We start from the raw sequence: 21,766 nt of genomic DNA, 5'->3' as shown, positions 1-21,766 counted from the left end.
ACTTTAGTTTAGCAGATTAGAAGCCTGTAAATCCACCAAAAATAGGCTCTAATAAGCGCGTGATATACGTTAAACCGTCAAAGAATAATAAAATCCCTACGGCAATCATAATAAAACCGCCAACTTTTACGATTTTTTGACTGTGTGTTCGAATCCACGTCATACGTGAAATAAAGAAAGACAACACAAAGAATGGTATAGCAAAGCCTAAATAATAGGCAAACATATAGCTAAAGCCTGAGCTTGGATTTGCTCCTGCTAATGAAATAATCGACATTAAAATGGGACCTGTACACGGTGTCCAACCAGCCGCAAAGGCTAACCCGATTAATACCGAGCCTAAATAGCCAGATGGTCGGTTTTTAAATTGGAATTTACGATCCTTCATTAAGAAATCGACTTGCAGTAATCCTACAATCATTAATCCAAAAACGACGATTAAAATCGCGCCAATTTGACGCAATAAAGTTTGATAGTTAAGGAAAAACTCTTTAGCTAAAGATGCGCCGAGACCAATCATGATGAAAATGATCGAGAATCCAAGTAAAAAGAATAGTGTATGCAAAATAGCGCGCTTTTGCATCATGCCTCGCTCAGATTTTAGCTCATCTAATGTCATGCCCGTTATGTATGATAAAAATGCAGGATACAGAGGGAGTGTACATGGTGAGATAAAGCTTAAAAACCCAGCACCAAAGGCTAAAAATACGTTAATATCGGTTTGCATATTTTTTATTCGCTCCTTACAGTTAATGCCTCCATCGTACCAAAAAAATAGGTAAAATGCGCCCTTCCTGTTTGTGAACGTTTCATGGCGGAATGATGTTGAAATAGTGAAGTGCCACAACACTTAAAGATCCTTTTGCATTATGCACCCCTATCCCCTTTTCTGTCAACGTTTCAGCATCATCACAAAAGACGCCAGCGCCCGACTTTGCCTGCAAGATGTCGCTACTAGTAAATAATAAATTGGAGGCTTTTTGAAATTTATTTAGTTCCTTCTATTATATATTCTTTCAATTAATAATTCATCCGTCGATATAGTATCCCCTGCTTACTGTTCTGTTCTGTTCTGTTCTGTTCTGTTCTGTTCTGTTTTGTGCTTGTATTCGTCGTCTCCATTTTCCTTGCTGCAATCATCAGTAGAGGTCGCCACGTTTTACGGGATTGCCTTTGATACTGCCCGTCTAACATTGCTCGAAAGACTAGTCTTGTGTAAACATTACATTTCATACCCCAAACATTAAATTTATCTCCCTTTTGTGAATTTACGACGTTTGCCTTTCGGTACAACATATTTCCATGCAATGAAGAGACAATGTAAAATGTTTAATAATCAACAATAAGTCAGGTCATCCGATGATTATATGTTATGATTATTTATAGTGGGTAATTTCATAATATTCACTATTTTTTTGTTTTTTAAAATTCACTTACATAACATTTAACAGTGAGTAATTTCAAAACCTTCATGTATAATAAAACTAATATTATAGCAATCGAAAGAAACAAATGAGGTGTAGTTCCTTGGAATTAAAAAAAATTAAACCGAAAAAAATATATGAAGAAGTAGCAGAAATCCTCTATGAAAAGATTCGAGCTGGAGAACTTACACCTGGCGATCGTCTTGATTCTGTAGAACAACTAGCTGAACAGTTACAGGTCAGCAGATCTGCTGTAAGAGAGGCACTGTCAGCTTTAAAAGCAATGGGCTTAATCGAAATTAAACAAGGTTCGGGAACGTTTGTAAAAAGTATCCAGGCCAACCAGCTTGATTTCCCATTATCAACAGCTATCTTGACAAATAAACAAGATGTCTCCCACCTGTTAGAAGTACGGAAAATCATTGAAGTTGGTGCCGCTGCCAGTGCTGCCATGCATCGAACAGAAGAAGACTTACAAGCCATGATGCAAATCTTGGATGAGATGAAACGCGTACAAGGTGATGGTGAACTAGGGGAAAAAGTAGATTTCCAGTTTCATGCAGCCATTTCTACAGCTTCTCAAAACCCCCTACTTTCCACTTTATTAGATCAAGTTTCTGGTTTAATAATTGAAACCATGCGAGAAACTCGACGTCTTTGGTTGTTCTCTAAAAAAACGACGAGCGAAAAATTATATGATGAACATATGCAAATTTTCCTCGCTATTAAACATCAAAATGAAGAACTTGCCAAACAAACGATGTCTTCGCATCTAACTAGCGTAGAAAAAGTACTGATGCAATACTTTGAACAGACAGAATCCATCAACTAAGTAAGCTGCCTATTTCTGTAGGCCGCTTTTATTTTTAGAAAATTTAAGATAAACACTTTCTTTCGTCTGAAAAGTTGTAGTATTATAAAAACAATCTATTCACTACCAAAGTCATCTGATGACCAGTTGATTAGGTGTTCCGAGGGGAAATGTGAGGAATAAAGGAGCGATGAACATGAAAGTAACACTTTTTGCGACGTGTTTAGTCGATATGTTTCAAGGTGATGTAGGAAAAGCAGTCGTGGAAGTATTAGAAAGACTTGGCTGTAACATCGACTTTCCAGAAAATCAAATTTGCTGTGGACAGCCCGCTTACAATAGCGGCTATGTGCAAGAATCGAAAAATGCGATGAAAAAAATGATAATGGCTTTCGAACATGCTGAATATGTAGTGTGCCCTTCCGGTTCATGTGCCTATATGTTTAAGGAGTATCCCCAAGTGTTTAAAGGCGATCCTACGTGGGAGCCAAAAGCCAAAGCATTAGCAGCGAAAACATATGAATTTACTGAATTTATTGTAGATGTATTAACGATAGAAGATGTAGGAGCTCATCTAGAGGGCACAGCAACTTATCATACTTCCTGCCATATGACGAGATTACTTGGTGTACAACAGGCACCCATGAAATTGTTAAGCCATGTAAAAGGTTTGGAATATGTAGAGCTCCCAGGAAAAGATCGTTGCTGTGGGTTTGGCGGTACATTCTCAGTAAAAATGGGCAACATTTCAGGACAAATGGTAAGTGAAAAAGTACAAAATGTAGAGCAAACAGGCGCAGACATTGTAATCGGTGCAGATGCCGGTTGTTTAATCAATATCGGCGGTAAAATTGATCGACAAGGTAAACCACTAAAAGTTATGCATATTGCAGAAGTTCTAAACTGTCGATAAATAAAAAAGCGCAAGCGCCCCGTTTACTTGCCAGCACGAAGAGAAAGGAAACACTCCACCACTTTCTCCCGAGAGATCAAGACACCGATAAAAAATTGCTAACTTTGATGTTCGAAAACAAATCAATCATCTCCAAGGAGGGGTATCAGATGTCAATGAAAATCAGTGATGAACCGTTTAAAAATCGGGTTGCAAAAGAATTAACCAATACCTTTATGCGAGGTGCTGTATCCAGCGCACAAGAACGGTTGCATACACGTCGCCTTCAACAAGCGGACGAACTTGGAAATTGGGAAGAATGGCGCTCACACGGTGAAGAAATTCGTCAACATGTGCTCGCAAACTTAGATTATTACTTATACGAATTAAGTGAAAACGTGTCAAAAAGAGGTGGGCATGTCTTCTTCGCCCAAACAGCACAAGAAGCGACAGCCTATATTCAAAATATCACGAAAGTAAAACAAGCGAAAAAAATCGTAAAATCCAAATCAATGGTAACCGAAGAAATTCATTTAAACGCAGCGCTCGAACAGCTTGGCTGTGAGGTTATTGAAACTGACCTTGGTGAATACATTTTACAGGTAGATGATCACGAACCCCCCTCCCATATTATTGCTCCTGCTCTGCATAAAAACAAAGAGCAAATTCGTGATGTCTTTAAAGAAAAGCAAGGCTACGATAAGAGCGAACAACCGGAAGAACTTGCACTTTATGTTCGTGAAAAATTGCGTAATGAGTACTTAACCGCAGATATTGGCATTACAGGCTGTAACTTCGCCATCGCAGAAAGTGGCTCCATTACCCTTGTAACAAACGAAGGAAATGCAGATTTAGTGACAGCCTTACCGAAAACACAAATTACTGTTATGGGGATGGAAAGAATTGTCCCTACCTTTGAAGAGATGGAAGTGCTTGTGAGTTTGTTAACAAGAAGTGCTGTTGGACAAAAGCTAACAAGTTATATTACGACATTAACAGGCGTAAAAGATGAAGGTGATACGGATGGACCGGAGGAATTCCATTTAGTCATTGTCGATAACGGTCGTTCAGCTATTTTAGGCGGAGAATTCCAACCGATTCTACAATGTATTCGCTGTGCGGCATGTGTCAACGTTTGTCCTGTATACCGTCATGTCGGTGGTCATTCATATGGCTCTATTTACTCTGGGCCGGTCGGAGCTGTACTATCACCATTACTAGGAGGCTATGAAGATTACAAGGAATTACCGTATGCTTCCACATTATGTGGCGCTTGTACCGATGCTTGTCCAGTGAAAATTCCATTACATCAACTTATTCATAAGCATCGCCAAGTCATTGTTGAAAACGAAGGAAAAGCACCCGTCTCTGAAAAACTGCTCATGAAAGCATTCGGTTTTGGTGCTTCCTCCCCTTCCTTATTTAAAATGGCAACAAAAATGGCAGCACCAGTGATGTCTCCATTTACCAAAGATAATAAGATTTCCAATGGTCCAGGTCCGTTAAAAGCGTGGACAACAGAACGGGATTTTCCAGCACCAAACAAAGATAATTTCCGTGAATGGTTCAAAAAACGTCCACAAGGAGGCGATGAATAATGAGTGGTATCATTCAAAATCGAGATACATTTTTAAATAAAATTGCCAGTCAGCTAGGTCGTGCACCTCAAAAGCAAATTGACCCACCAACTTGGCACTATCAACCACAAGATCGCATCCTAAAAGGGGCAACAAAAGACAAATTAGTGGCTGTATTACAAAAACAATGCCAAAATATTCATACAAATATAGTCATTACAAAGACAGCAAATCTTTCAGATGCACTCCAAACAGTAGTCGAAAATTACGGTGGCCGTTCAGTGGTGACATGGAAAGACGACCGCTTTTATGAATACGGGCTGTCCAATTTAATGAACGAACAATGGCCACAAGCAAACATCGATTTATATGTTTGGGACTATGAACAGCCCGAAGAAAACATCCGACAAGCCGAACAAGCAAACATTGGCATTACTATTAGTGAAATCACACTTGCTGAATCCGGAACAGCTGTGCTCTTTAGTGATAAAGATAAAGGTAGATCGGTCAGCTTTTTACCCGAAAAATCCATTATTTTGATTCCCAAAAGCACTATCGTTCCACGGATGACGCAAGCAGCTCGCTCGATACGACAAAAAATCCAAAGTGGTAAAAAACTTGCATCGTGCGTCAATTTTATCACAGGACCAAGCAACTCTGCGGATATCGAAATGATACTCATCGTAGGCGTACACGGACCTATTAAAGCCACTTATATTGTTATCGAAGATCAATAACAAAACGAAACAGGTATGCAGTTGTTCCATTGCATACCTGTTTTTAATTCCTTTTTGTTACACTGCTAATAGAAATATCGAAATCTCTGCTAAGCCTCTCACCTACGCCGATAGAAGCCCTTTATTGATTGCTGTGAACGGATTGAACGCTTGCCATCGTTGGCTCCTCCAATTCAGGATGTGCTTCTCTTAAGACAGCTGGTCTTAGTAGTACAAGCGTAATGGTAACAATAATGACACTCGTAACTAGCAGAATCCCCGTTGCTGGTAACGTATCATATAATACGCCGTACACCAGCATGCCAAGCGGCATCATCGACATAGCCATTGTTTCCATAAGCCCGAACACGCGTCCTCGATATTCCTCTGAAATGAGCTTTTGCATAAAAACGCCAAGCGGCATATTAATACCCATTTCAAAAATAGCGAATATAAAATAGAGACAGATGTAAAAGATAAAAATCGTTAAATACGAAAGATTTGTCACTAATGGGATTACCGCTAGCCCTAAACTACTAGATAGGAGCAATAAACTAATTTTTGAGAACCGCAACGGTACTTTAACTTCTGCCTGTGTTGCAAAATAGAGAGAAGCTACCAACATACCAATTGCGCCTGACGCTTGAATAAAGCCAAAATGTGTTGACTCCACTTTCAGTACTTCAATAATAATATAGGTTCCTCCAACAACGATGGCAGAGAAAAATAAGTTAATCCATAATGACAGCCACATCACTACTTTAATGACTTTATGTTGTTTGATATAGCGAAAGCCACTAGCTAGACCTGCCCACATTTTTTCTTTCTCTGCATTCTCCCCTCTTGTACTATATAAATTGAAATTCATCGTTGCCTCTAAACAAAAGGCAATCACATAGGCACCTATATGCACCATTAAAAATACTTCCATCGAGAAAAAGCCGTACATCATCCCACCGATAACCGGTCCACCAATAGCCGCTACTGACATCGACATTTGGTTGAATGACATCGCACGTTGTAAACGCTCAGGATTCACAAGTGTAGCGATTGCTGAACTAAACGTTACACCCGAAAATGCTGAACACAACGTATAGAAAACGGTCGTCACATAAATCGCATTGACCGACATGCCAACTGTCTCCGTATATAGTAGTAAACCAGCCATGGTCAAAACTGTTCCCGCCTGTGCCAATAAAATGGTACGTTTCTTTGAGAAATTGTCGGCCACATAGCCTGCAAGTGGTGCAACGAGTGCCCGCGGTAATATAGAACAAATCATATTCGTCGCAAAGCTCATTGCAGAACCTGTCATTGCTAAAATATACAAACTAATACCAAATGATAGTACATGAGACCCTAACATCGCAATCATTTTACTGGCGGTAAAAGTCCATAAATGATAGGTCGCCTTTTTATATTTTTCCGCCTCGTTCATCCAGAAAACCCCTCCAACTGTTTAATTAATTTTAAATGTTTAATTTAATTAAACAAAATATACCATAGCACTTCCTTTTCATGCAATAAAAAGTTTAATATAATTAAACAAAAAGGCATTCAACTCAAAAGTACTGTCAGTCTTATAGTATGAATGCCTAGACATGGTTAAGATTAAAGATTATTGTTAATCGAGAAAGGAAGCGAGGCAGTGGACTCTTTAGGCACACGTATTCGAAAATTACGGAAAGAACGAAAATTAACATTAGAGGCACTTGCTGCTGATCGGCTAACTAAGGGCATGCTAAGCCAAATTGAAAATGATAAGGCTAAGCCATCCATGGAAAGCTTGAATTATATAGCGGAACGACTTGGCGTAAAAGCAAGTGAACTACTCGAACAAATAACGCCCGCTACAATCCGCCACCTTTTAGAACAAGTGGAAATCTTATTTGCTGAGGTAAAGCGCGGAGATACGGACAACCATCAGCAAATCGTCGATATGATTGAACCTTACGCGGAGAATTTGTCTCTTAGCTATGAGGCTGGACGTTTGCTGTATATTTACGCAGACGCGCAGTATGAAGCAGGTCTATCAACATGGGCGTCACCATTGCAACAAGCACGACAAATATTTAAAGAAATCAATTTACTGAGTCATTGGTTTAAAACATATATGTTACAGCTAGCCATTTTATCGGAAAATCGTCAATATGATGCGGCATACGCCTGTATTTTACAGGTGAAAGAGGAAATATCTCGAGAAAATTATCAGTTAGATTCACGTGAAATGGGGAAATTGGCTTATTATATTAGCATTCTTCAATTGGCCGTTGGGGAGCATGAAGCAGGGAAACAACTGATAAACGAAACCATTACCAATGCCCACCAAAACCAACTGTACTATCACATTGATGATATGTATCGTATCGCTGCTTATTGTGCCATGATTGATGGGGATTTCATGCAGGCAGAGCATATGATGATGAAGCTTGAGCAGTATCGTGTTTTTGTTGAACAGGTGGACGTGGATGCCTTTATCTTCGTATTAAGAGCACATTATTATAACAGTTATACAGGCAATTATCAGCAGGCATTACTAGAAATAGAACGCTTTAAAGCACTCACGCATGGAGATATAAAAAAATTGGATGAAAACTTTTATTATGCCGAAAAAGGAAAATCCTACTATTTACTTGGCCAGTATTTGGAGGCAAAAGAAGCATTTAAACACTATAAAGAAATCCCTATGTACGTCTCACATCCCTATGATTTGTTGAGTATGAATGAATGCTTCTCCTATAAAGCCCTTAACTACGCTCAGCTTGGCGAACTCACTACTGCTTATGAAATCGCCAAAAAAGCCTATATGGATTCCAAGGATTTAGTCGACCTTCCCTATAAAGACATGATTGAGAAAACATATTTGACGATTAAAGCACAGATTGATTCGGTTTAGTAATATGATAAAGGGATTGCACTTCTACGTATCGAAGTGCAATCCCTTTTAAATTTATAACAGATGATTCCGGTTGTTTAACTCAACCTCTATCTTTTCTCATTTCTTTTTGAATTTTGCGCAGCGCTTTTTTCGAACCACGCTCTATATCATGCTGTAACTTTCGGTCTTTATAATCCACAAATAGTGTATCTAAATCATAGCCTTCTGGGTATAATTCTTTCGCCGGAACCTCTAAGGCCAGTCGCTTCATATTGACTTCCATGAAATTCCCGTGATAGAACACGACAATATTATAGGTATTGTCCATTTCTTTATAGACAATGCCAAAGTCATCATGCTCTAATAATTTCACGCGGTCCCCTTTTTCAAATGCATAGTTCTCGTGTTTTTGCTCTTTAACAATCTTCGGCTTTCTTATTTTATCCTCATGCACTCGTTGTAAATGATAATCTTTATTTTCCATATATTCTTTTGCTCTTTGTAACACTGTTTCCCGAACATTCATTTTTCTCGAAATCCATAGGGCATTACTGTCGCCGGATGTACCGATCATCAATTTATACATAGGTTCTAACGTTTCACTATTAAAACGCATCGCGGCATTCATAAAATCATGATGCATTTCTGAAAAACGTTTAATTTCGCCATAGTGCGTAGTTGCCACTGTTATACAGCCCATATGATAAAATTCCTCTAAAATGGCAATCGCTAGTGCCGCTCCTTCATTCGGTTCCGTACCACTTCCGATTTCATCAAACAATAAAAGTGTATTATTATTGGATGCACGCATAATTTCTGAAAGATTTTTCATATGCGATGAAAATGTGCTAAGGGCATTTTCGATGCTTTGATTGTCGCCAATGTCTACAAAGATATGTTCGAACACTGCCAGTTCTGTACCTTTATCTGCCTTAATATGAAAACCAGACATGGCCGCCAAGGTTAATAAGCCAATTGTTTTCAGAACTATTGTTTTTCCGCCGGCATTCGGACCTGTAATAATCAAACTGCGATAATCTTTACCTATGTCAAAATTTAGTGGCACAGCCTCTCCTATTAACAGTGGATGTGTACAATTTACTAATTTTATATAGCCATGGTCATTTAATGTTGGTTCTACTCCGCCAATATGTTTGCTAAATTTTGCTTTGGCAAACACCATATCGTATTGGCTAATTAGCTCCATGTTGATGTTGATGCCATGGATGTGCTCCAGCAACAATCCCGATAATGTAGCTAATATTTGATATTCTTCCATCGCTTCTTCTGCTTTTAGAACGGCAAGTTCTCCATTTAATTTTGCCACTGTAGTAGGCTCTATAAAGACGGTCGAACCTTTAGAAGAAATTTCAATAACCGTGCCTGGCACTTGATTTTTAAAGGATGCTTTAATAGGAATGGTATAACGATCGTCTTTTTTACTAATAAAGAATTCCTGAATGTACATTTTATTTGCACTATTGTTTAAAAATTTTGTTAAACGTTCTTTAATTTTTTCTTCCGTTGTTTCAATACTGCTACGAATACGTTTTAAGTCTCTGCTTGCTGCTGAATCCACTCGATTGGCCTTAATGGAAAAATTAATTTCTTCTTCCACACTTTTAAACTCGGACATCGAAACTGCGTAAGAAGCTAATACTGGTGCAAAAAATTCTTTATCGAACATAAATTTTTTAATTTTCCTGCATCCTCTTAAAAAGTCCGATACGCTAATGAGGTCACTTGGGTCTAGAATGATGCCTTTATCAAGATTTTTAAGGGTATTGTCAATATTGGATACTCCTAAAAATGGGATATGTCCCTCTGCATCTAAGATTGCACGTGCCTCTGTTGTTTCGTGTAATCGGTTGTGAACGATTTTCAAATTCGAGCTGGGTGTCAACTTATCCAGTAATTGTTTCCCTAATCCACTGACACAATAAGATTTTACTAATTGTTTTAACTCGTTATATTGTAACTTCTCAAAAGTTGTATGATTCATGTTCATTTCTCCTCACTATGATTTTTCCCATGTCATAATGAAGATACCTACCCATTAGATGGCAATGATTTTGCAACTATAAAATTGGGTCATTTTCTTTTACTCCATTTAAAAATAAACACAAAAAAGCCGTGGGGATACCACAGCTTCTTTTTACATTTACAAGGCATACGCAAATAGAATCAAGCTAACATCCATTGTAGCTAATTCAACATTACACGCTTTATAAAGTATAGTAGGTATCTTCATAGGTTTCGAAATAAATCCATGACAAAATTAGGAGTGGTTTAAACCATAATCCCCTGTCGCCATCAATTTACTTCATTAAATTTTTCCTATTTAGAAACTACCGCACTCACAAAAAGCACCTCGCATTAATTTATAGTTCGTTTCATTATCATCTAATTGATTGCCATCATCATACTATATGCGAAATGAAAAGTAAAGTTGCTCATTTATGCCCCCCAAAATGCTCGAGCTAAATTCTCAAGACTTTTACTGACGCTTCATGCATAACATGTATTTAGAAATAAGAAAGGATGATGCATATCCGAAAAAAAGGAACCTTTTTTGTGGCAACTGTCATATTCATATGTGGATCTTTCTTAATTCTTGATAATTTTTTCAACGCATCAGATGATACCGATCGTGTTAATTTTGCGAATCACCAAAAATTATTGGAAGAAGTTGCCTACATTGATGCACAAATCACTAAAACGGATCTTTCCAACAAAATTGTTAGTCGGCTAAACGTGCATGGCTATACTCTTGCTGGAGGCGTTGGATACACCATTTACCCTGATAAACAAGTAATCGCACTGCTAATGTACGATGTCGATTCAATGAATACAGAAAGAAAAATTGAAATTCAAAATATCGTGACCATTGTGGCAGAAGAAAACGGTTTTCATTCATTTGCCATCGAAATAAAAAATGCCTCTAAAAAATAAATGACCCTGCCACTAAACCTACTAGACCGAGATAAAACATTATGCTTAATGCGTCAAGTGGTTCAACAAACACAAAAACTACAATGAACAACTTTTTCTTTTCCACTTTTTGTTAAGTATATTCCGCTACAGGTGGACGCTTTCTGCGGGGCACCGATTCGCTTCGGGGCAACAAGTGTTTTTATGTGCGAAAGCTTAGCCTTTGTTCCCATAAATGCTCAGTCTAAGGTCTCGCTTGCTTTTCCCGCTTTGAATTGCCGCCTTATGCTCCTACCAAAAATGTTCGTGTTTCTTTATAGAAAAACTATTTAGCGCTCTAAATTCTAAAAATTCATCTTCATCTCAGCGAATGCATTAAATAATGAATACTCAAAATTGGTTGACAATTTAAGAAGTTAGGTTATAATAATGTACTAAATCTGCATAACGAAGATTTGTTTCATACATTTCGGAGTATAAGAGTAAAAGCGTTGAAGAGAACGAGTAGCTTTAATGGAACTTACAGAAAGTAGCCGGTTGTTGAGAGGCGCAAGGAAAGTTATTGTGAATACATCTTGGAGCTGCGTACCGAACTTATAGTAGGCTACGACGGAGTTGCATCCGTAATCAATGCATGGGTATCGCATATAGCCGTACTTATTGAGGAGAGTTATGTGAATAGCTCTCAAATAAAGGTGGTAACACGTTCACACACGTCCTTTAGGTTTATTCCTAAAGGGCGTTTTTTGTTTTTCTCTTATAGCATCTGCAAGATTAACATTTGAAGGAGTTGTTATACATGTTGGTAACACCACAAGAGCAATTAGCAATCATTAAAAAAGGGACAGACACCATTGTGCATGAAGAAGAATTACTGGCAAAATTAACGCGTTCATTCGAGAAGAAAGAGCCGTTGACAATTAAATTAGGGCTTGATCCATCAGCACCGGATATTCATTTAGGTCATGCCGTTGTTTTACGCAAAATTAAGCAAATGCAAGATTTAGGGCATCAGGTAGTCATTTTGATTGGGGACTTTACTGGTCGCATTGGTGACCCCACTGGTAAATCAAAAAGTCGTGTGGCTCTAAGTGATGAAGTGGTTAAGGAAAATGCCAATACTTATTGCGAGCAAATCTTTAAAGTATTAGATAAGGATAAAACAACTGTCCGTTTTAATAGTGAATGGCTGTCAAAATTAACGTTTGAAGAAGTCATTCAATTAGCTGCAACGACTTCGGTAGCGCGAATATTAGAACGAGATGATTTTCAAAAACGTTACAAAAATCAAGTGCCTATTGGGGTTCACGAATTTTTCTACCCTTTAATGCAAGCGTATGATTCAGTAGAAATTTCTGCAGACATTGAGTTAGGCGGCACAGACCAAACCTTTAATATTTTAATGGGTCGAACACTACAAAAGCATTTAGGATTAGAAAAACAAATTGCGATTTTCATGCCTCTGCTAGAAGGTTTAGATGGGGTTGAAAAAATGAGTAAAAGTCTAGGGAATTATATCGGTGTCAATGAGGCACCAGAAACAATGTTTAAAAAAGTGATGGAAGTACCAGATCATTTAATCATTAAATATTTTGAATTGGCCACAGATGAGCATCCTAATTTAATCAATATGATTCAGGAACGTTTAGAAAATGGCGAAAATCCCCGTGATGTGAAATTAGAATTAGCAGAAATCATTACTGCGTTATATCATGGTAAAAACGCCATGAAGGAAGCCAAAATGTATTTTGAAACAGCCTTTCAAAAACGGAAAATTCCAGAAAATATCCCTAGCCTTTTAATCGAAATCGGACAAGAGAAAATTGCGGACATCCTCCCTGAGCTTATTAACATGAATTTTATTCAAAGTAAAAGCGAATTTGTAAGGTTAATCCAACAAAACGGCGTATCATTAAATGGAGAAAAGCTCCTACCTGATGATCTAGATTATATCTTAATGAATAATGACGTGTTACAAATTGGCAAGAAACGATTTATAAAGTTTATTAAATGATTAGCGATTTGAATATTATTCTATCCGAAATAAACATTATTTTTTCCGCTATATTATCCATTTAATCATTCTAAATGCCATCTATTATGACTAATCTTTGTTCAAAATAGATGGCATTCTTTTAAATTGATAGAGGTAAATGAGCTCACTTCTCCTCACTTGAACAGCTGGCTCTTGAACTTAATGATTACGTACATTGGTTCAGCAACATCTGAATGATGGAACACGGAGTTATTTAACACCGGATGAATTCAAAAAGGACCTGTAGAAATTTTCTACAGGTCCTTTTTTACACAGATTTATGATGGGCTCTTCGTGTTTCAATAATTTTTGAGCCTGAGAATAATAATAACGCTATCCAAATAATACTAAATGCCATTAATTCCACTTGGCTAAATGGCTCCTTATAAAGAACTACGCCTAAAATTAAGACGATTGTTGGTGCAACGTATTGAATAAAGCCCAATAAGTAGAGCGGGATATTTTGTGCACCTTTCGCAAATAAAATTAACGGTACTGCTGTGACAATGCCACTTACAATCATGAGGACATCTGTTTGTACATCAACGTGTAAGAAAGAAGCTTGACTCGTTGTAAAAAGATAGATGTAATACCCTAGTGCAAAAGGCAAGATAAACAATGTTTCAATTGCAAGCCCACGTGTTGCATCAATGGTAATTTTCTTTTTCAGCACGCCATAAATGGCAAAGGACAATGCAATAAGTAACGCTACCCATGGAATAGAGCCGTAGTTTAACGTCAGAATAACGACAGCGATAAAGGCAATACCCGTGGCAACCCACTGCGCACGGCTAAGTGTCTCTTTAAAGAAAACTACGCCAAAAATAACGGACAACAGTGGATTTATATAGTAGCCGAGGCTTGTTTCAATTAAATGTTCATGCGTTACGGCCCAAATATATAAATACCAATTCATTGAGATTACAAAAGAAGCCCCTGCTAGCAGCCAAAAAAGCTTCTGATGCGTCCATAAGTATTTTAAATCTGCTAGTAGTTCCTTACGCATACCGATGAGTAGCACTGCGATCACCGTAAAAACAAAGGACCAAATAACACGCCCCAATAAAATTTCCATACTTGGTACATGCTCAAGCATTTTCCAATAAAGTGGGAAGGCGCCCCAAATGACATAGGCAAAAAACGCCGCCAAAATCCCTTTTTTCTCGTTCGACATTGTCTATAATTCTCCTACTCTAGTTGAATAAATCATTTACGACGGCGCGTAAATGTCAGTAAACATAACTTTGTACAGTAGGCAATAAAACGACCACTGGCAAGATTGACTTTCGCTGAATACAGCCAAACTTCAATCAGTAAGGTTTTCTGCAACCTCCTCTGATGGCTAATTGAATCAATCAAGCTTTACGGTCCGTTCATGCTGAATAAAGTTAAAGAATAGACTCATTATAGGACTTTGTTTGAAAACTGTAAATGCACATTTTCACTATAAGCGAATTGGTTATCGCTAAAATAGTAAAAACAGACCATAAACTATAAAAAACAATGGTGAATCACAAAATATTATCAATAAAACCAGAAATGTGTAATACATTAATGGCTTCATATTTCCAGTTTTATCACTTGGAGCTAGTCTCCGTTTTCACTTTCAATCTCAGAAATGTATTTTCGTACCATACTGTAGCTAATATCTGGATTGATTTGACGTTTGATGCGAATATGAATTTCTTTTATCCCCACACCCTGCTCACGTAAATCCCGAATCATCGATTTTAGTGGGCCCGAAAGTGTTTCTCTCGACAAAGCAGTATATTTACTCAACTCAATGAGGAGTTCCGTATTTTGACTACGTAGCTCTTTGTATTCTTCAACGATACAATTATATTCTGTTAGCTTTTTTTGCAATACTGCATTTTGCTTTGCAATCTTTTGAATCTCTTCTATCAGCTGTGCATTTTGTTTTTTTAAAGTTCTCCGATCCAGCTCCAAAATCGTATGCTTTTCATGTGATTCTACATGCATATTATTGAATAATTGTTCGATATGCACTAATTCTTTGTAGCGATTTTGTGATAACAGCAACAAGGGTTCTGAAGTTTGGACGGCAAGCGTGCCATCCTGCAATGTTTCACAAGACAATGCAAAAGGGTCTATTTTATTCATCATTTATTCACTCCATTACTCAATAGTCCATGTAATGGTATTGCTTTGTTTAACATCTTTCCGCTTCCTTCTTCTTTGATAATCATTCTCATTTATATAATCATAATGAGTAAATCGCATTTTGTCAAAATAAAAAAACTCCTTGCATTGAGATTATGCAAGAAGCTTCCTTGTTACATTTTTTTCAGTTTTTCATATTCAAGCTGTAATCGTTCAATACGCTTACGGCCTTCCTCACGGTTTTTCGTTGTTTCTGCTTGAATTTGCTTCGTTTCCTGAATACCTGCCATAATCGTTTGCCATGTTGTTTCAATCGTTTCGATTTTGATGCTCGGACTACCTGCAGCACGTGCGATATTGACACTGTTTTTACTAATATTCTCAGCATTTCGTACTAGCATTTCATTCGTACGACGATCAAGTTCACTCATTGAATCTGAAATGAGTTTTTGACGCTTTAATGTTACTGCGTGAATGAGACCTTGTTTAAAAATTGGAATTGTTGTTACAAATGCAGAGTTGATTTTACCGATTAAATGATTATTGCCCTGCTGCATTAAACGAATTTGTGGAGCAGATTGGAATGATACTTGCTGCGCCATTTCTAAATCATAGCGTCGTTGCTCAAGCAAGTCTACCGCACGTTGCATCGTTTCATATTCCATTGCTGCTAATTGGTCACCTGTTTGCGCTTTTTGCTCTAGCATCGGTAGTGTTGAACGCACCTCTTCTGCCTTCACTTCAATGGCCGCTACAAATTTACTCAATGTTTGGAAGTAGTTTAAGTTTTGGTCATATAATGTTTCAAGGTCTACGGTATTGCGTTTCATCTCGACCTCGTATTTTTGAATTTCGCGGTAAATTACGTCAATTTCCTTGTTCATGCTGTCATATTTAGAGAGAATACGTTCTAATTGTTCCTTACCTTTATTGAACAGCTTTGTCAGGAAGCCACCCTTTTTTTCGTCTGTAAAGTCTTGTGGATCAAATTTATCCATAATTTTATTTAAATTGTTTAGCAATACACTCGATTCCTCAAGTTTACTTGCTTTCATCGTTGCTAGCATTTTATCTGAAAATGTAGAAATACCCGTAGCTGTTTCTTTTCCTAGTTCCAACATAGCTATTTGGTCTTTCACATCAATTTTCTGTGCTAGTGCGTGCACCTCTGGATCTTTTTTTAACGCAAGCTGATTTTGCGCAATTTGTGATAGCTCTTGTTCTGAAACAAACGTCGGTGCTTGTGCTGGCGTTTGTGTTGGTGCAGCCTGCAATAATGGATTCGGCTGTAATAATGGGTTCTCTGTAGCAAATGGATCTTTAGATTTTAACAAATCGTTGTTGAATTCAGACATAAGTAATACCCCCTGCGATTAATCTCTACTTTTAATACGAATAAAAGATGAAAAAGTTTCATTTATTCAAGCCTTACAAAATATGAGTCCTTTACTGAATAGGGATTATCAAGACACTTCAATTGAAAGCTGTCATGATTATCGTTTTCTACATCGACAAAAAGCTGTAGTTGTTCACGTTTTGTCAAAATTTCTGCTAATTCTTTACTCATGGGTAATTGTTGTGCAAGCTTCAAAAAGAACTGTTCTTTCTCTACTTGTGTTGCTGAACGTTTAGTTTGCGGCTGTTTGAGTAAAGTTTCAACTTCCTCTCTTGAGAACATCTGATCATCCCCTTTTCATAAATTATAGCTTGTTTGAAATTGAAATACGACTGAATTGTCGAAATACCTGCCATTTCTTCGACTCCTCGTGCGTTTGGTACGAATTGTCTAGTTATTACAGCAAAGAGCAGCCACATAAAGTAGCTGCTCTTTCACATCATGTTGTCACTTTTAACACTGTTTTAATTTTTTGGATAACGCCACCTGTGCTATATGTCAGCACACTGCGTTTGTAGAACGATAAGCTAAATAAGTATGCCACAATAATCGTTGCTACGAGTATACCCAGGGATAATAGTGGTTGCATGACACCAATATCAGTCGCCCCAATACGCATCGGCATGACCATACCAGACGTAAATGGAATATAAGAGAAGACTTTTATAACAATTGTATCTGGATTACCAATTCCTGATAACATTACATAGAAGCCAATTAACGTAATCATCATTGCAGGCATGAGCACTTGCCCTGCTTCTTCTACCTTGGAAACTAAAGAACCGAATAATGCGCCCACAATTAAATAGAGAATAATCGTTAATAATAGGAACAAGATTGCATATAACACATAGCTTATCGATAATTCCTTGACAATGCTTGCCGCCATATCCCAAATGACGCCATCCTTGACGAACTTCGCGTAGATGAGGAAAACACCCGCAATAATTGCCATTTGCGTGAATGCAAGTAGCAGTACACCAGCAATTTTCGCTTTAAAATGGGTTGCAGGTTTCACGCTTACTAATAGCATTTCCATTGCACGTGAGCCCTTTTCAGAAGCAATTTCAGTTGTAATCATCGATAAGAATGTGGAAATAAAGAAGTAAATTAATATACCAACTGCATAGGATACCCACAGTCCTGATTGCTTTTCTTCCTCACTTTTGCCACCTGATGTTTCTTCATTTAAATTTTTATTCGTAATAATCGTGTTTGCCGCCATAATTTGCGCTGCCTGCTCTGGAGATAGCGATAATTGCTGTACGGCATAATGCTGACCTGCATATTGTAATAAAGAAGAAATCGTTGATTGATCGTTTAATTTTAACGGCGTAAAGGTTGAAATTTCAGCATGTAATTGTCCATCTTTATCGCTTACTTCAACAATCGCGTCAATTTCCTCGTCCTTTACCTTCTGCTGTAATACGGTTAAATTCGTTTCATTCTGAATAAACTCCATCTCACCATTTGAAACAAAAATGTCACTTAAATCTGCAGAAGTATCATTGATAATGGCAATTTGCTGCGCCTCATCATTTCCTGTAAAGAGCTCTTTAATATCTGACCAAAAAATGGCCACTGACATACCAACAACGTATAATAGCGTCATCAAAATAAACGACTTCGATTTCAATTTTGTCATATATAATTGTTTCATCAATAAATTAAACTTCGACAACACTACCACCTACCTTATCCTTAAAGATTTCATCTAATGTTAAATAATCTAAACTGAATTTTTCAATATACTTACCGTTTGATAATTGCTCGAAAATGCGCTGAGCAAAATGCTCATCCTCCAGTGTTAACACCGTTTGTTCTTTTTCCACACGTACGTCTTTGACACCTTCTAGTGCCAGCAACTGTGTAGTAGACCAATCTGTACGCACCGCCAGCTTTGTTTTACCATACTGTTTCTTTAAATCTAATAAACTACCTGTAAATAATGACACGCCCCGTTTTAATAGACAAAGATGATCACATAGCTCCTCAACATTATCCATTTGATGACTGGAGAATAAAATTGTCGTCCCTTGCTCCTTTAGAAGTAAAATCGCGTCCTTCAGCAAGTCCTTATTGACAGGATCAAGACCACTAAATGGTTCATCCAAAATTAAAAACTGTGGCTTATGGATAAAACTTGCAATCAGTTGTACTTTTTGTTGATTCCCTTTGGACAGCGTCTCCGCTTTATCTTTGCGTTTTTCTTCCAGCTCAAATCGACTAATCCAAAAGTCGATATCCTTTTTCAGCTCTGCCTTTTTCATTCCACGAAGTTCGCCGAAAAAGTATAATTGATCCTCAACCTTCATCGTTGGGAAAATCCCACGTTCCTCCGGTAAATAACCCAGTACATCACGATTGATGCTATTAACAGGTTGACCATTCCAAGTAATCGTGCCAGATGTTGTTTCCTGCAAATCTAGTATCATACGAAATGTCGTCGTTTTGCCCGCACCATTTTGTCCAATCAGTCCGAAAATTTCTCCTTTTTCAATGGTGAAATTCAAATCATCGACTGCTGTAAAATCCTTATACTTCTTCGTGACATGTTGTAATTGCAATGTCATATTATTTCCTCCCTACCCTTCGAATATATGTAATGTTTGAGCCAATCGTTTTTTTCGTTTGACAATTTTCAAAATGGGTATCCACAATAATATTGAGGCTACAATATTGAAAAATCCAAGACTCATATTTAAGAAACTTTGTGATGATCCTGTCAGTCCAAGAGCAATATTAAAGATGCCCACTAAAATATTTAACAGTGCTAATGGAATAAAAAAATTGTTCATCGACTTTAAAGAATTCATTTTAGAAGGGGCATCTGTAAATAATTCAAATGGACCATCTGAGGTTTTTTTTCGATAATAGGCCCAGCCTGCAAATTTTGTGACACATTCAATATTCAATGTCTCTAAAAAATCAAAGTAGTCCTGCTTTCTCCCATGCACCCATTCATTGCGGTAAATGTATTGACCCGGCTCCCCTTGTTCAAATACAAAATAGCCCAAGAATGTTTTCTGTAGATGCCAGCCCTGCGCGGCCATATCATTGACCCACGCTTCTTCTTTTTCGTAATCCACAAAAAAGCGGTACTTTCTCTTTTTCATATAATCCCTCTCTTAATCTTCAAAAATATGAGCATGCATTTGCAGTTTCTTTTTTCGCTTATTATTTCTATGAATTCCTATATAAAGCAAAGCCAGCATCAACATATTTAATGAGCTCGCCCACAGGACTTCTTGATGTACTTCATGACGAAGAAGTGGTAACACAATATTGATCAGCAAGACGAGTACATTCACCAGAGCAGCAAACATAAACAGTGTATTTAGACGTGACAGATCTTTGATTTTATCTAATTTCCCGGAAAATATTTCAAATGGTCCATCCTCACGTCTTTTCCGAAAGTACGCCCATACGCCAAATGAATGCACACATTCTACACCCATCGTCTTGAGAAACTCATAATAATCTTTCTTCCTTTTTATCACCATTTCATTGCGATAAATGTATTCACTTGGATTGCCTTTTTCGAATAAATAGACAAAGGGCCAAAATTTCTTTAAATGCCAACCCGTTTCTGCCATGGTATTGACCCATTTTTCCTCATGTTCATGATCGATATAAAAGCGAAATTTTATCAGTTTCACAAAAATCACCTCAATTAGTCTGAATACACATCAAGATCCTTTTTCAATTGTTTACGTAATTGAACCAGCCTTAATAAAGGAATGATCAGTAATAGGACGATTAGGAAATTCCCTATGTTAATTGTTAGTCCCGCCCAATTCGTAGCCTGCTGTGAAAAGTCGCCAGTCAGCCCTGTTAGGCCGATTACAAAATTAAGCAGCAATAGCGATAATAACAATGTTACTTTCTTGGACAGGTTACTGATTTTGGTTTTTTTGTCCGTATAAAGTTCAAATGGTCCTTCACTTGCAGATTTTCTAAAAAAAACGATATTGCCAGAGCGATGGACAAGCTCTATCCCTGAGGCTTGCAAAAATTCTAGGTAATCATCCTCGTATGGTGCTCCAAGCCTATCTAATTCATCATGGCGGAAAATATAGCTGCCTGGCTCACCACGCTCAAATGTAAAACGAGTCCATGTAAATTTTTGCAAATGCCAGCCTTGAGTAGCCATTTCATTGATCCATTTCTCTATGTCATATGGATTAAAGACCCAGCGATATTTATGCATATTACCCATCACCTTTCGTTATACGGATACCATTGTCAAAAAGTTCCCTTAATCTCAAAATTTCGTATTCTACAACCTTTTTTCCACTTGCAGTTATGATGTATTCCTTTTTACGTCCATCACCGTCCAACGCTTCAATCCACCCTCGTTCCAGCAAAGTTTTAATGGCACCATATATCGTGCCAGCCCCGAGCTGTACTCGGCCTTTACTCATCTCCTCAACCAGTTGCATAATGCCATAGCCGTGTCGTGCCTCAAATAATGCCAATAAAATATAATAAACGCCCTCTGTTAACGGCGGATGTTGTTGTGACATAATACCCCCCCTCTATATCGCCCAACAATATATCGACTGACGATATAATCAAACTATATCAGCAGCCGATATAGTTGTCAACGGCAAATCAAATTTCACTGCATGTGGCAGCCTCCGCTTTGCGGTATTGTGCTCTCCGTTGTACCGTTCACGATTTCTATTTTATGGTACGTGCACTTTGCGGTACCTTTTCTACAAGGATACGGCAGCAGACCCGGGGGTGTTAACACTGATTTGAGCGGCACTACAGCGATGCTTATGCTTACCTGAGCGGTGGGGCACGCTACCCGAGCGGTCCGACTTGCTACCTGAGCGGTACTACATTCTACCCGAGCGGTGGGGCACGCTACCCGAGCGGTACTACACTCTACCTGAGCGATGGGGCACGCTACCCGAGCAGTACTACACTCTACCTGAGCGGTGGGGCACGCTACCCGAGCGGTCCGACTCGCTACCTGA

The 21,766-nt window shown here is 38.0% G+C and carries 21 protein-coding genes, 1 pseudogene and 1 other annotated feature; of the genes and pseudogenes, 8 read left to right on the top strand and 14 right to left on the bottom strand.

Features of this window, described 5'->3' with window-relative positions; translation table 11 throughout:
- Nucleotides 1–16: 16 nt before the first annotated feature.
- Nucleotides 17–727: a cytochrome c biogenesis CcdA family protein gene (locus H131_RS10730; RefSeq protein ID WP_010859156.1), complete on the bottom strand. Its 711-nt coding sequence runs from the start codon at nucleotides 725–727 to the stop codon at nucleotides 17–19.
- An 82-nt stretch (nucleotides 728–809) separates the two neighbouring features.
- Complete coding sequence (locus H131_RS25860) at nucleotides 810–944, bottom strand: hypothetical protein (RefSeq protein ID WP_268891021.1); 135 nt, start codon at nucleotides 942–944, stop codon at nucleotides 810–812.
- Between the two features lie 583 nt (nucleotides 945–1,527).
- Between H131_RS25860 and H131_RS10720 the strand changes: the two genes are divergently transcribed.
- The 4 genes from H131_RS10720 (at nucleotide 1,528) to H131_RS10705 (ending at nucleotide 5,441) form a co-directional block, all read left to right on the top strand.
- Nucleotides 1,528–2,256 carry a FadR/GntR family transcriptional regulator gene (locus H131_RS10720; protein WP_010859154.1) on the top strand — a complete coding sequence of 243 codons (729 nt, stop codon included), beginning with the start codon at nucleotides 1,528–1,530 and terminating at the stop codon, nucleotides 2,254–2,256.
- 175 nt (nucleotides 2,257–2,431) lie between these two features.
- Entirely contained in the window at nucleotides 2,432–3,148 is a 717-nt protein-coding gene (locus H131_RS10715) for a (Fe-S)-binding protein (protein WP_010859153.1), read from the top strand.
- 149 nt (nucleotides 3,149–3,297) lie between these two features.
- Nucleotides 3,298–4,725, top strand: a complete 1,428-nt coding sequence (locus tag H131_RS10710; protein WP_010859152.1) for a LutB/LldF family L-lactate oxidation iron-sulfur protein — start codon at nucleotides 3,298–3,300, stop codon at nucleotides 4,723–4,725.
- Nucleotides 4,725–5,441, top strand: coding sequence for a LutC/YkgG family protein (locus H131_RS10705; protein ID WP_010859151.1), 717 nt, complete (start codon nucleotides 4,725–4,727; stop codon nucleotides 5,439–5,441). Before H131_RS10710 ends, H131_RS10705 begins: the two co-directional genes overlap by 1 nt.
- 121 nt (nucleotides 5,442–5,562) lie before the next feature.
- Here H131_RS10705 and H131_RS10700 read toward each other — a convergent pair whose 3' ends face one another.
- Nucleotides 5,563–6,858, bottom strand: coding sequence for an MFS transporter (locus tag H131_RS10700; RefSeq protein WP_010859150.1), 1,296 nt, complete (start codon nucleotides 6,856–6,858; stop codon nucleotides 5,563–5,565).
- Between the two features lie 210 nt (nucleotides 6,859–7,068).
- Here H131_RS10700 and H131_RS10695 point away from each other — a divergent pair, with 210 nt between their 5' ends.
- The gene (locus H131_RS10695; RefSeq protein ID WP_010859149.1) at nucleotides 7,069–8,316 is read left to right on the top strand and encodes a helix-turn-helix domain-containing protein; all 1,248 of its coding nucleotides are present in this window, start codon (nucleotides 7,069–7,071) and stop codon (nucleotides 8,314–8,316) included.
- A gap of 82 nt (nucleotides 8,317–8,398) precedes the next feature.
- Here the strand turns inward: H131_RS10695 and H131_RS10690 are convergent, their stop codons facing one another.
- Nucleotides 8,399–10,300, bottom strand: coding sequence for an endonuclease MutS2 (locus H131_RS10690; RefSeq protein ID WP_010859148.1), 1,902 nt, complete (start codon nucleotides 10,298–10,300; stop codon nucleotides 8,399–8,401).
- Nucleotides 10,301–10,872: 572 nt separating this feature from the next.
- Between H131_RS10690 and H131_RS10685 the strand changes: the two genes are divergently transcribed.
- The 3 genes and pseudogenes from H131_RS10685 to H131_RS26140 all read left to right on the top strand — a co-directional run.
- The gene (locus H131_RS10685; RefSeq protein WP_155242404.1) at nucleotides 10,873–11,250 is read left to right on the top strand and encodes a hypothetical protein; all 378 of its coding nucleotides are present in this window, start codon (nucleotides 10,873–10,875) and stop codon (nucleotides 11,248–11,250) included.
- Nucleotides 11,251–11,711: 461 nt separating this feature from the next.
- Nucleotides 11,712–11,953 (top strand) — a binding site (T-box leader).
- Between the two features lie 75 nt (nucleotides 11,954–12,028).
- Complete coding sequence (tyrS, locus tag H131_RS10680; RefSeq protein ID WP_010859146.1) at nucleotides 12,029–13,243, top strand: tyrosine--tRNA ligase; 1,215 nt, start codon at nucleotides 12,029–12,031, stop codon at nucleotides 13,241–13,243.
- Between the two features lie 149 nt (nucleotides 13,244–13,392).
- Nucleotides 13,393–13,458, top strand: a pseudogene (locus H131_RS26140) (IS3 family transposase); the annotation flags it as partial.
- Nucleotides 13,459–13,532: 74 nt separating this feature from the next.
- Here the strand turns inward: H131_RS26140 and rarD are convergent.
- From rarD to H131_RS10630, 10 genes are all read right to left on the bottom strand, one after another.
- The gene (gene rarD, locus H131_RS10675; protein ID WP_010859145.1) at nucleotides 13,533–14,438 is read right to left on the bottom strand and encodes an EamA family transporter RarD; all 906 of its coding nucleotides are present in this window, start codon (nucleotides 14,436–14,438) and stop codon (nucleotides 13,533–13,535) included.
- A gap of 413 nt (nucleotides 14,439–14,851) precedes the next feature.
- Nucleotides 14,852–15,388 carry a hypothetical protein gene (locus tag H131_RS10670; RefSeq protein WP_036130104.1) on the bottom strand — a complete coding sequence of 179 codons (537 nt, stop codon included), beginning with the start codon at nucleotides 15,386–15,388 and terminating at the stop codon, nucleotides 14,852–14,854.
- Between the two features lie 170 nt (nucleotides 15,389–15,558).
- Complete coding sequence (locus H131_RS10665) at nucleotides 15,559–16,740, bottom strand: toxic anion resistance protein (RefSeq protein WP_010859143.1); 1,182 nt, start codon at nucleotides 16,738–16,740, stop codon at nucleotides 15,559–15,561.
- A 62-nt stretch (nucleotides 16,741–16,802) separates the two neighbouring features.
- The gene (locus tag H131_RS10660) at nucleotides 16,803–17,063 is read right to left on the bottom strand and encodes a hypothetical protein (RefSeq protein ID WP_010859142.1); all 261 of its coding nucleotides are present in this window, start codon (nucleotides 17,061–17,063) and stop codon (nucleotides 16,803–16,805) included.
- Nucleotides 17,064–17,220: 157 nt separating this feature from the next.
- Entirely contained in the window at nucleotides 17,221–18,465 is a 1,245-nt protein-coding gene (locus H131_RS10655; protein WP_080647652.1) for an ABC transporter permease, read from the bottom strand.
- Nucleotides 18,449–19,354 carry an ABC transporter ATP-binding protein gene (locus tag H131_RS10650; protein WP_010859140.1) on the bottom strand — a complete coding sequence of 302 codons (906 nt, stop codon included), beginning with the start codon at nucleotides 19,352–19,354 and terminating at the stop codon, nucleotides 18,449–18,451. Before H131_RS10650 ends, H131_RS10655 begins: the two co-directional genes overlap by 17 nt.
- Before the next feature lie 12 nt (nucleotides 19,355–19,366).
- Complete coding sequence (locus H131_RS10645) at nucleotides 19,367–19,897, bottom strand: DUF2812 domain-containing protein (RefSeq protein ID WP_010859139.1); 531 nt, start codon at nucleotides 19,895–19,897, stop codon at nucleotides 19,367–19,369.
- Between the two features lie 12 nt (nucleotides 19,898–19,909).
- Complete coding sequence (locus H131_RS10640) at nucleotides 19,910–20,440, bottom strand: DUF2812 domain-containing protein (protein WP_010859138.1); 531 nt, start codon at nucleotides 20,438–20,440, stop codon at nucleotides 19,910–19,912.
- Between the two features lie 14 nt (nucleotides 20,441–20,454).
- Nucleotides 20,455–20,991: a DUF2812 domain-containing protein gene (locus H131_RS10635; protein WP_010859137.1), complete on the bottom strand. Its 537-nt coding sequence runs from the start codon at nucleotides 20,989–20,991 to the stop codon at nucleotides 20,455–20,457.
- Nucleotide 20,992: 1 nt separating this feature from the next.
- Nucleotides 20,993–21,307: a PadR family transcriptional regulator gene (locus tag H131_RS10630; protein WP_010859136.1), complete on the bottom strand. Its 315-nt coding sequence runs from the start codon at nucleotides 21,305–21,307 to the stop codon at nucleotides 20,993–20,995.
- Nucleotides 21,308–21,766: the final 459 nt, after the last annotated feature.

Source organism: Lysinibacillus sphaericus OT4b.31 (assembly GCF_000392615.1).
In the GTDB taxonomy this organism is placed as follows: Bacteria; Bacillota; Bacilli; order Bacillales_A; family Planococcaceae; genus Lysinibacillus; species Lysinibacillus sphaericus_B.
Note: the sequence above shows the minus strand (reverse complement) of the source record. Positions and strands in the feature narration are given on the sequence as shown.